The following is a 9,730-nucleotide window of genomic DNA, read 5'->3' on the forward strand; positions in this document are numbered from 1 at the left end:
TCCGGCGGTGCCGGATGTGCGTTAGCACTCACCTGGGGAGAGTGCTAACGTCGCGCTGAAATAAGCGCGTGGCTTTCGAGAGTCAAGGCGAACGGTGAGCACAATTGTGCCAATTGGAGCCGTGCCGCGATCCGACGGCAGACCCTACCGGCGCCGCGGCGATTTAAGCACCAGAAGCGGACAGCGTTCAGCCAGCCCATAGGTCCCTGTCGGCGCGAGGCGGACACTGTCAAAAAACCGGCTCGCCTCTTCGACCAGCGTCGCCGCCGGGGCGAAACTGTAGACAGTCTGCGAATTCGCATAGACATCGATGGTGCCGATGACCGGCATCTCCCATCCGGTCGTCGCGGCAAGGGCCTCCCGGTCGGCAAACAGCGCATCGAAGGCGTCGAGGATCGCCCGCACCGGAATGGCGCGGTCGGGATCGCTGCCTGCACAAGCCATGGCAATGCGCCATTTGAGTTCGTGGAAGGTCGCGACACCACCGGAAAGCGTCAGCGCCCGGACCTCCTGCAGATCGTCCGGCACCTGAGGGCTTGCATAGGCGCGCAATGCAGCCCGCCCACCGGACTTCAGCACACGCGCAATCTCGGCAAGCAGCGCCTGCCGTGCTACCGAGGAGTCCAGCGCCGACAGGCAGCCGTCGCCGATCACCGCCCGGGCGCTTTCGTCGCCCAGCGGCAGCTCCAGCCAGTTGCCGATCACCGCCTTGCGTGACGCGGTATCGCCCGGCCAGATGCCCGATATCATGGCAGTGGACTCGTCGATCGCGAGCATGGTCCTTCCGAGGCCGGCAAGCTCCGGCGTGACCCCGAGCAGCACCACATCGACCGATTGCAGGCTAAGTTCGCGCTCATAGGCGGCGACAGCTTCCGGGGGCGGACACAGCGGCGACCCGAGAAGCCGCCAGTGACGGCGAATTGCGTCCCAATGCTCAGTCATGTGGAACGGCTTGGGGAAAGGCTGGACATATTCCTTCCAGGCTGTTGGTTGCCTTGCGAGTTACCTCATGCATGGAAAGGCCATGGCCCGCATTGCCGTCATAACGCATGAATTTGACCGCTTCCAGAGCCGGCGGGGCCTCCTGCTGCGCCAGGACAGCCCCTACATGTTGTTCGACGTCCTGGCGGAGCTGAAACGGCGCGGGCACTCCGTGCAGATCATGCGTGGACCCTCGGCAAGTCATAACGCCGATATTGCCGTCCTGCATGTCGACGCGACAGTGACGCCATCGGACTATGTCGACTACGCGCGCGGATTTCCGATTTGTCTCAATCTTGGTGCAACCGACATTTCCAAGCGCCGCATCAGCGGTGCTATCCTCGAGGAGGGTGCCAACTGGAGCGGCCAGGTCATCGTCAAGAGCAACCTCAATCATTGGGGGACGCCCGAGGAGCAGCTCAACCGAAAATCCGTTCGCGCCGGCAAGGCAGTGCCTTTCCCGGGCGCGCAGACCTTCGACCGTTATCAGGTGCATGCCTCGCTGGCCGATGTGGCGCCGGAGATTTTCAGGCGTGCCGACCTGATCGTGGAAAAATTCATTCCCGAAATCGAGCCCGACGGGTTTGCGGCGCGGTTCTGGATTTTCTGCGGCGATCGGGAGCGCTGCACCCGCTATGTCTCGCCGCAGCGCCTGGTCAAGGGCGACGACACCATCCGCCGGGAGCCGGTTGCGGTTCCCGACGAATTGCGCGCCTTGCGTCGGAAGCTGGGCTTCGACTATGGCAAGTTCGACTTTGTCGTGCATGAGGGCAGGGCCGTGCTGCTCGATGCCAACAAGACCCCAGGTCGCGCCAGGAACCTGTCGAAGATCGTTGCCGCCGGCACCTCCAACCTGGCCGACGGCTTCGAAAACCTCATCCACCAGACCGGACGGGGTCGAATCGGGCGCTAGAGGAACAGTCCCAACTGCGTATGGATGATCGACCGGTAGTCCTCGATGGTGTGGCGGCTTTCCTCCTGGTTCTGGGTCAGCGCCATCCGCACGACGCCGCCGGCCAGTTGGAAGATCAGGAAAACCATACGGCCGAACTCATCGCGTCGCTCCGGCGCGAGAAACGGTCCGACATGGTCGCAGAACATCGTCGCCTGGCGCCGGGTTTCGGCGATGTCGAGATTCTTCAGCGCCTTGTCAGCCTGGATGGCGTTTTGCAGGTCCTGAATGGCGGGGTCGCCGGCGACGCGCTCATAGTAGTCGTCGAGCAGCCGGTCGGCCGCCGCGATGACGTCGCCCAGCCGGCCAATGTCGGCAACGATCGCGGCAAGCCGGGCGCGGCTCACTTCGGAGAATCGCTCGTAGAGCATCGCCAGGATCGCCGACTTGTTGGGGAAGTAATGATAGACGGTGGCGATCGGCCCGCCGGCCTGTGCGCCGACTTCCTTCATGGTGACGGCGTCGATGCCTTTCTCGCCGATCAGCCGCATGGTCGTCGACAGGATGGCGTCGATGCGCTCGCGGCTGCGCTCCTGTTTGGGCCTGCGCCTCGGTTCGGTCGTCATCTGCACTGCTTCGTTCATGCCGCATCCTCTCGATCGCCCAGACCATTCGATCGCCAAGACCATCCCCAGCCTTGTTGGTGCCAAGTCCCGCTACTGATTGACAAACGAATATGATCGAGTATCAGTTTCTAAATGCTGACAGACTGTCAGTTTTTTTGCCGTCAGGCAAGGACGTTGGGAGGCGACCGTGACTTCTGCTGGTAACGCGGATGCCGGGAACGGCGACTGGCTGGTCGGCAACCCCACTGGGGCGCAACTCGCCTCGGCATTGTGGATCGGCTCGGTCGGCCTGCTCATTCTCGGGCTGCAGCCGGTGCTTCTCGGCGCGCTCTACACCGAAGGGCATGTCAGCGGTGACGAACTCGCGCTGGTCGCCACGGCGGAGATGATCGCCATCGGCATCGGATCGGCGGCCATCGCCATGATGCTGTCCGCCCACAATATGCGCTTGAAAAGTGCCGTCCTTCTGCTCTTGCTGGCGCTGGCGAACGGGGCGACCGCCTATGCGCTGACCTCGACCTCGCTGATTGCCGCCCGCGCGGTGGCAGGCCTCGCCGAGGGTGGGCTGGTGGCGGTCGCCACGGAACTGATCGCCCGTTCACGCCGGGCCGAGCGCATCGGCGGCTTCTTCGTCACCCTTCAGACCCTGGCGCAATGCGCCCTTGCCCTGCTGGTGGCGCTTTACGTCATCCCGGCCGCCGGATCGGCAGGCGGCTTCATCGTCCTTGCCGTCGTCTGCATCGCTTCGGTGGCGGTCGCCTTCATCGTCCCCGATAGCTATGCCGACCTGCCCAAGGAGGAACAGTTCAGCAATGTGCTGACCGTTCCTTCGCTTGCCGCTTTGCTGAGCGTCTTCTGCTACTTCATGTTCTTCGGCTCGGTCTGGGCGTTTCTCGAGCCACTTGGCGCACAATACGGCATCGATGGCCGCACCGTCGGCCTGATCGTCTCGGCCAACCTCGCATTGCAGGTGCTGGGCGCAATGACGGCTACCGTCTTCGAGGCGCGCATCGATTACCGCTTCGCGATCGTGGCGATCGGCGTGGTCGCCGTCGCCAGTTCCGTGGTGCTCGCCGGCAGCCCCGGCCTGACGGTTTTCTGGGTCGCGGCCTTGATCATGGGCTTCATCCTTCTGTTCATCGTGCCCTATCAGATCCGGCTGGCGATCACCGCCGACGAGACGCGCACGGCCGTGCTTCTGGTGCCGGCGGCCCAGCTTTTCGGTCTGGCGATCGGCCCGGTCGCGGCATCGCTGCTGATCGACGGCAAGGATTTTCGCCCGGTGCCGGAATTTGCCGCCGCCAGTGCGGCGGCCAGCGTCGTGCTGCTCGGCCTGTTCGTCCTGATCGCGCGGCGCCGCCGCGCGATCGCCTGAGAAGCGACCGCGTGAGCATCTCGTACATACTTGACTAAGTCAAATAAATGGCCGATCGTTGATGGGCAGGAGGCTTCCCATGACGATCCATCATCAGCCCGGCAAGGAGCGCATCGACGCGGTGCGGGCTTTCAACCGCTTCTACACCCGCCAGATAGGTCTGCTCGACGAAGGCCTGCTGAAAAGCGCCTTCTCGCTGACCGAGGCGCGGGTGCTCTACGAACTGGCGCATCGCGATGGCCTGACCGCCAGCGATCTCATTCGCGATCTCGGCCTCGATGCCGGTTATGTCAGCCGGCTCCTGAAGAAGTTCGAGCACCTGCAGCTGATTTCGCGCGCGGCGCTGGCGTCGGATGCGCGGCAATCGTCGATCACGCTGACGCCGGCGGGGCGGCAGGCCTTCGTGCCGCTGAACCGGGCTTCGCACGACCAGGTCGCCGCCTTGCTGGCGCGGCTTCCCGCTGCCGAACAGGACCGGCTGGCCAAGGCTATGCAGACGGTGCAGCAACTCCTGGGCGACAGCCCGGAGTCCAAAGTGCCGTATGTGCTGCGCCCCTTGCAGGTCGGCGACATCGGCTGGGTCGTGCGCCGCCAAGGACAGATCTACGCACAGGAATATGGCTGGGACGAAACCTACGAGGCGCTGGTCGCCGAAATCCTCGGCGCCTTCGTAAAATCCTTCGATCCAGAATGGGAACGCAGCTGGATTGCCGAACGGCAAGGGGAGGTAGTCGGCTCGGTCTTCGTCGTGCGCAAATCCGACGCGGTGGCGAAGCTGCGCCTGCTCTATGTCGAACCATCGGCGCGCGGCCTCGGCATCGGCAAGCGGCTGGTTCAGGAGTGCATCGGCTTTGCTCGTGCTAAGGGCTACAAGACGCTGACCCTATGGACCAACGACATCCTGACCGCCGCCCGCCACATCTACGAGAGTGCCGGCTTCAGGCTGGTGGACGAAGAGCGCCATCACGCCTTCGGCAAGGATCTGGTCGGCCAGAACTGGAACCTGGAGTTGTAGCGGCGTTCAGGCCACCGGGACCCATATCTCCAGCCCGCCATTGCCGCTGCGCGGATGGAACTCCGGGCCGTAGCGCTCGAATTCGGGGCCGTCGGCTATATCGTGCCCCGAGGCCGGCAGCCATTTGTTCCAGATCGTGTTGACGGTGCGGCGGATGGTGGAGATGTGCTCGGCATGGGTGAACACGGCGTATTTCTGCGCCGGCACCCGCACCCGCGAAAGCTCCTTCGGCAGGTCCGAGAAATCCGAAACTTCGACCCCGGCGATATAGTCGAAATTGCCGGCATCGTCGCCATTGACGCAGACGCCATAGGCGACGTCGCCGGTCTCGCCGGGAATGTTGCCGATATAGGGACCGAAGCGCTGCCACTGCATCGGAATAGCCGCGCTGGTTTCGCAGCTGTAGCGCTCGCCGAGGCCGGCAATGAGGAAGGGACGGCCGGTCTCGAAGCGCGGCGGCGGCAGTGAGGCGAGGAAGGACTGGTCCATCAGGATCGGCTCCACCAGGTCGAGATTGCTGAGGCTGCCCTGCGCGCGCACCAGTTCCGGCGTCGTGCCGAACTGATCGCGGAAGGCGCGGGTGAAGGCTTCGTGCGAGGCGTAGCCGGCATCGAGCGCGACCGCGAGGATGTCAGGCGCGCCGGAAGCCAGCTTGCGCGCCGCTTCGGTCAGCCGGCGCGCGCGCATATAGCCCATCACCGAACGGCCGGTGGCGGCGCCAAAGGCGCGCGTCACATGAAAGCGCGAGACGCCGCTGCTTTGCGCGACATCCTCAAGCGAGATCGCTTCCGGCAAATGGCTCTCGACAAACCACAGCGCTTTCTCGGTCGGGTTCATGAGTCTCCTCGCATTTGGCCACACCATGCTGCCGGCTTTTTGCGAGGCCAGTTTGATCGAAATTGCGCCTGTCGTAAAATCGAAGGGCGCTGGTCGACTGTGGCAGGTCACCATCGTGGAAAGCCGCTGCTGGGCGGCCTCGGCCTGGCTCGCTGGGACAATATCCGGGCGCGCTGGGTGCGGGCACCATCCTTGCCTATGCCCTGTGGAACCACCGCCGGCTCGATGCCTTCCCCGCCGGCGAAAGTGCCGCCGAAAGCCTAGGTGTGCCGGTGGCGAGGACGCGCAAGACGACCTTTCTCCTCGCGGCGTTCTCGACGGCAATTCACGTCACGGTCGGGAGGTCATCCGCAACCGTTATTGACTGTGCCATGACCGCATCTGCATGGCTGCCATCCCTCTTTTTCGGCTCTGGCGCAATGCGGCGCCTTGAATGGTAAGCACGCTTATAATATATACCGCTCATGGTTTCCGACGGCATAGATAGATTGGGCTTTTTGATCCACGACGTGCAGCGCCTCATGCGCAAGCGCTTCGAGGCGCGCGCCAGCGGTCTTGGCCTTTCCTCGGCACAATGGCGGCTTCTGGTTCGCGTCGCCAAGGAGGCCGGTGTCGCCCAGGCTCGCCTCGCCGAACTTCTCGAAATCGAGCCGATCAGCGTTTCGCGCCTCGTCGACCGGATGGAGGAGGGCGGCTGGATCGAACGGCGCCCCGACGCAACTGACCGGCGCGTGCGCATGATCTTCCCGACCGCCAAGGCGAACGCGGCCTATGCCGAGGTCAAAAGCCTGGCCGGCGAAGTCTATGAGGAATCGCTGGTCGGGGTTTCGCCGGACGATCGCCGCATCCTGATCCGGGCGCTGGACACCATCGTGCAAAACCTGGCGGACGGCGAGACGTCGTCCTTGAAGAGTACGGAAGGGGCAGCAGCATGAACGCGGCAGTCAAGATAGACGAGAATGTAAGCAAGCTCGACACGCCGGCGCAGCCGGTTGCCGCAGCACCTGTCGCGGTGGCTCCCCCGGTGCAGCCCACTCCGGCTCCGGTCAAGAAGCGCCGCCTCGGCCGCTTGCTGCTGATGGTCGCCCTGCCGGCCGCGCTGGCCATTGGTGGCGGTTATGTCTGGGTGACCGGCGGCCGCTATCAGGAAACCGAGAACGCCAATTTGCAGCAGGCCAAGGTGTCGATCGCCTCGGACACCGCCGGCCGCATCGTTCAGGTCGGCATCTCGGACAATCAGCAGGTCAAGCAGGGCGATGTGCTGTTTGCCGTCGACCCCGAGCCCTACCGGATTGCATTGGCGCAGGCCGACGCGGCGGTCGCAGTCGCACGCGTCGGTATCGAACAGCTGCGCGCCGCCTACAGCCAGGCGCTGGCGCAGGAAAAGTCCGATGCCAGCCAGGTCGACTACGCGCAGTCGCAGTATGACCGCGCCGCCGACCTTGCCCAGAAGGGCATCAACGCCAAATCGTCGCTGGACGAGGCCAAGAACGATCTCGACAAGGCCAGGCAGCAACTGGCCGTTGCCGAGCAAGGCATCATCAGCGCCAAGGCGGCTCTCGCCGGCAATCCCGATATCGAGACCGACAAGCATCCGACGGTGATGGCCGCACTCGCCGCGCGCGACAAGGCCGCCTACGATCTGGCGCAGACCACGGTCAAGGCGCCGGCCGACGGCGTCATCAGCCAGGCCTCCTCGTTCAAGATCGGCCAGTATGTCGGTTCCGGCACGCCGCTGTTTGCGTTGGTCGAGACCGGCGACACCTGGATCGATGCCAATTTCAAGGAAACCCAGCTTACCCACATGGAGCCTGGCCAGAAGGCCGAGATCGTCGTCGACACCTATCCGGGCAGAACTTTCGAGGCCACCGTCAAGGCGATCGGCGCCGGCACCGGCGCGGAGTTTTCGCTGCTGCCAGCTCAAAACGCCACCGGCAACTGGGTCAAGGTCACGCAGCGCATTCCGGTGCGCCTGGAACTGACCGATGCCGACGCCAAAATGGCGCTGCGCACCGGCATGAGCGCCTCGGTTACGGTGGATACCGGCGTTGCTCGCGGGTTCCCCGCTATCTTCGGCCACGCCACCGCAGGCGAAGCACAATAGACTGTGAATGGACCGTGATCTCGAAAAGCAGGATCACGGCCCGGCAGAACGCCCGCCGCAGGCGAGGTGAAGTTGAGATGACAGGATCGGTCCGACGGCAGGTTGAACGAGGGGTGGATTGGACCGGGCCGCATCGCGGCCTGCCCAGAACCTGGACCATCTCGGCGCCCATCCTTCGGACCTTGGATTTCCGGGCGGCAAGCGCCTGATGTGTCGAGACCTTCGATCGATGTAACCCCCACATCGATAGATCGCGTCCCACCGCGATGAGGGTCTCTTCACCAGAGAAGGCCTCGCCGCCCGGAAACCTAATGTACACGTTTTTGTAACCTGTCGGAAGTTCCGCATCATGACCACACCAGAACCTTTCAAGGAAGTGCCGCATCGCGGCCTGATCACCGTGGCGCTGATGCTGGCGACGGTCATGCAGGCGCTCGACACCACGATTGCCAATGTCGCGCTGCCGACCATGACCGGCGACCTCGGCGCGTCGCCCGACAACATAAACTGGGTGTTGACCTCCTACATCGTTGCCGCCGCGATCATGACGCCGGTGACCGGCTGGCTGGCCGACCGCTTCGGCCGCAAGGAACTGTTCCTGGCGGCGGTTGTCGGCTTCACCGTGTTCTCGATGCTGTGCGGCATTGCCTGGAGCCTGGAGAGCATAGTGTTCTTCCGGCTGATGCAGGGCGTGTTCGGCGCAGCCATCGTGCCGCTGTCGCAGACCTTCCTGCTCGACATCAACCCCAGGGAACGCCACGGCCAGGCGATGGCCATCTGGGGCGCCGGCATCATGCTGGGGCCGATCCTGGGTCCGACGCTGGGCGGTTGGCTGACCGAGAATTTCAACTGGCGCTGGGTGTTCTTCATCAATTTGCCGGTCGGCATCATCGCCTTCCTCGGCATGGCAGCCTATTTGCCGGTCGTTGCCCGGCGGATCCGCAGCTTCGATTTCTTCGGTTTCGCCATGATTTCGCTCGGCGTCGGCGCGCTGCAGCTGCTGCTCGACCGCGGCGGCGAGGTCGACTGGTTTTCCTCGGTCGAAATCTGGATCGAGCTTGCTCTTTCGATCACCGGCTTCTGGGTTTTCATCATCCATACACTGACGGCGGAACGTCCTTTCATCGACCCCAAGATCTTCCTCGACCGCAATTTCGTCACCGGTCTGGCTTTCATCTTCGTCATGGGCGTGCTGATCCTGGCCTCGATGTCGCTGCTGCCGCCGATGCTGTCGACCATCTTCGGCTATCCGACCGTCACCATCGGCGTCGTCCTGGGGCCGCGCGGTGTCGGCACGATGATTTCGATGCTTGTCGTTGGACGGCTCATGAGCAGGATCGACGCCCGCATCCTCGTCGTCATCGGCTTTCTGCTCACCGCGCAGTCGCTCTACACCATGTCCTCCTTCACGCCGCAGATGGACAATTGGCTGATCCTCAGCTCCGGCGTCATCCAGGGCCTGGGCATGGGCATGGTGTTCGTGCCGCTGTCCACGGTGGCCTTCGCTACGCTCGACGTGCGCTTCCGCACCGACGCCACGGCCCTGTTCAGCCTGGTTCGAAATCTCGGTTCGTCGATCGGTGTGTCGGTGGTGACGGTTCTCATGGTGCGCAACACGCAGGTCAATCACACCGAACTGTCGGCTTTCATCAACCCGTTCAACCCCAATTTGTGGGCGGCCTCGCCGGCGGCAGCAGGCGGCGATCCGACGGCACTTTCGCAGGTGGACCGCATGGTCAACATCCAGGCGATGATGATCTCCTACGTCAACGACTTCAAACTGCTGATGGTGATGACGCTGGTTGCCATTCCGTTTGTCTTCCTGCTGCGCAAGCCGAAGACCGCTCCGGCCGGCGCGGCAGCTCCTGCCGCGCATATGGATTGAGGCGGGCGCCGGTAG

The 9,730-nt window shown here is 63.7% G+C and carries 9 protein-coding genes and 1 pseudogene; 7 read left to right on the top strand and 3 right to left on the bottom strand.

Going from position 1 to position 9,730, the window contains the following annotated elements; all coding sequences use genetic code 11:
* Nucleotides 1-144 precede the first annotated feature (144 nt).
* Nucleotides 145-942 (bottom strand): class I SAM-dependent methyltransferase, encoded by a 798-nt coding sequence (locus NKI05_RS15085; RefSeq protein ID WP_023816299.1) that lies wholly within the window; start codon nucleotides 940-942, stop codon nucleotides 145-147.
* Between the two features lie 82 nt (nucleotides 943-1,024).
* Here NKI05_RS15085 and NKI05_RS15090 point away from each other — a divergent pair, with 82 nt between their 5' ends.
* The gene (locus tag NKI05_RS15090; protein ID WP_023816298.1) at nucleotides 1,025-1,894 is read left to right on the top strand and encodes a hypothetical protein; all 870 of its coding nucleotides are present in this window, start codon (nucleotides 1,025-1,027) and stop codon (nucleotides 1,892-1,894) included.
* Here NKI05_RS15090 and NKI05_RS15095 read toward each other — a convergent pair.
* The gene (locus NKI05_RS15095) at nucleotides 1,891-2,517 is read right to left on the bottom strand and encodes a TetR/AcrR family transcriptional regulator (RefSeq protein ID WP_023816297.1); all 627 of its coding nucleotides are present in this window, start codon (nucleotides 2,515-2,517) and stop codon (nucleotides 1,891-1,893) included. The two genes, NKI05_RS15090 and NKI05_RS15095, sit on opposite strands and share 4 nt — an antisense overlap.
* A 169-nt stretch (nucleotides 2,518-2,686) precedes the next feature.
* Between NKI05_RS15095 and NKI05_RS15100 the strand changes: the two genes are divergently transcribed.
* Complete coding sequence (locus tag NKI05_RS15100) at nucleotides 2,687-3,874, top strand: MFS transporter (RefSeq protein ID WP_352792560.1); 1,188 nt, start codon at nucleotides 2,687-2,689, stop codon at nucleotides 3,872-3,874.
* Nucleotides 3,875-3,953: 79 nt separating this feature from the next.
* Complete coding sequence (locus NKI05_RS15105) at nucleotides 3,954-4,889, top strand: bifunctional helix-turn-helix transcriptional regulator/GNAT family N-acetyltransferase (RefSeq protein ID WP_023747749.1); 936 nt, start codon at nucleotides 3,954-3,956, stop codon at nucleotides 4,887-4,889.
* A gap of 6 nt (nucleotides 4,890-4,895) precedes the next feature.
* Here NKI05_RS15105 and NKI05_RS15110 read toward each other — a convergent pair whose 3' ends face one another.
* Entirely contained in the window at nucleotides 4,896-5,726 is an 831-nt protein-coding gene (locus NKI05_RS15110; RefSeq protein WP_023697700.1) for an AraC family transcriptional regulator, read from the bottom strand.
* A 129-nt stretch (nucleotides 5,727-5,855) separates the two neighbouring features.
* Between NKI05_RS15110 and NKI05_RS15115 the strand changes: the two are divergent.
* The 4 genes and pseudogenes from NKI05_RS15115 to NKI05_RS15130 all read left to right on the top strand — a co-directional run.
* Nucleotides 5,856-6,064, top strand: a pseudogene (locus NKI05_RS15115) (iron chelate uptake ABC transporter family permease subunit); the annotation flags it as partial.
* A gap of 126 nt (nucleotides 6,065-6,190) precedes the next feature.
* Complete coding sequence (locus NKI05_RS15120) at nucleotides 6,191-6,661, top strand: MarR family winged helix-turn-helix transcriptional regulator (RefSeq protein WP_023816296.1); 471 nt, start codon at nucleotides 6,191-6,193, stop codon at nucleotides 6,659-6,661.
* On the top strand, nucleotides 6,658-7,830 hold the full coding sequence (locus NKI05_RS15125) for an HlyD family secretion protein (protein ID WP_023816295.1): 1,173 nt from the start codon (nucleotides 6,658-6,660) through the stop codon (nucleotides 7,828-7,830). The genes NKI05_RS15120 and NKI05_RS15125 overlap by 4 nt, the downstream gene beginning before the upstream one ends.
* Before the next feature lie 349 nt (nucleotides 7,831-8,179).
* Complete coding sequence (locus NKI05_RS15130) at nucleotides 8,180-9,715, top strand: DHA2 family efflux MFS transporter permease subunit (RefSeq protein ID WP_023671527.1); 1,536 nt, start codon at nucleotides 8,180-8,182, stop codon at nucleotides 9,713-9,715.
* The last annotated feature ends 15 nt before the right edge of the window (nucleotides 9,716-9,730 follow it).

The sequence above is a fragment of the Mesorhizobium sp. M0771 genome, assembly GCF_040320155.1.
GTDB lineage: Bacteria > Pseudomonadota > Alphaproteobacteria > Rhizobiales > Rhizobiaceae > Mesorhizobium.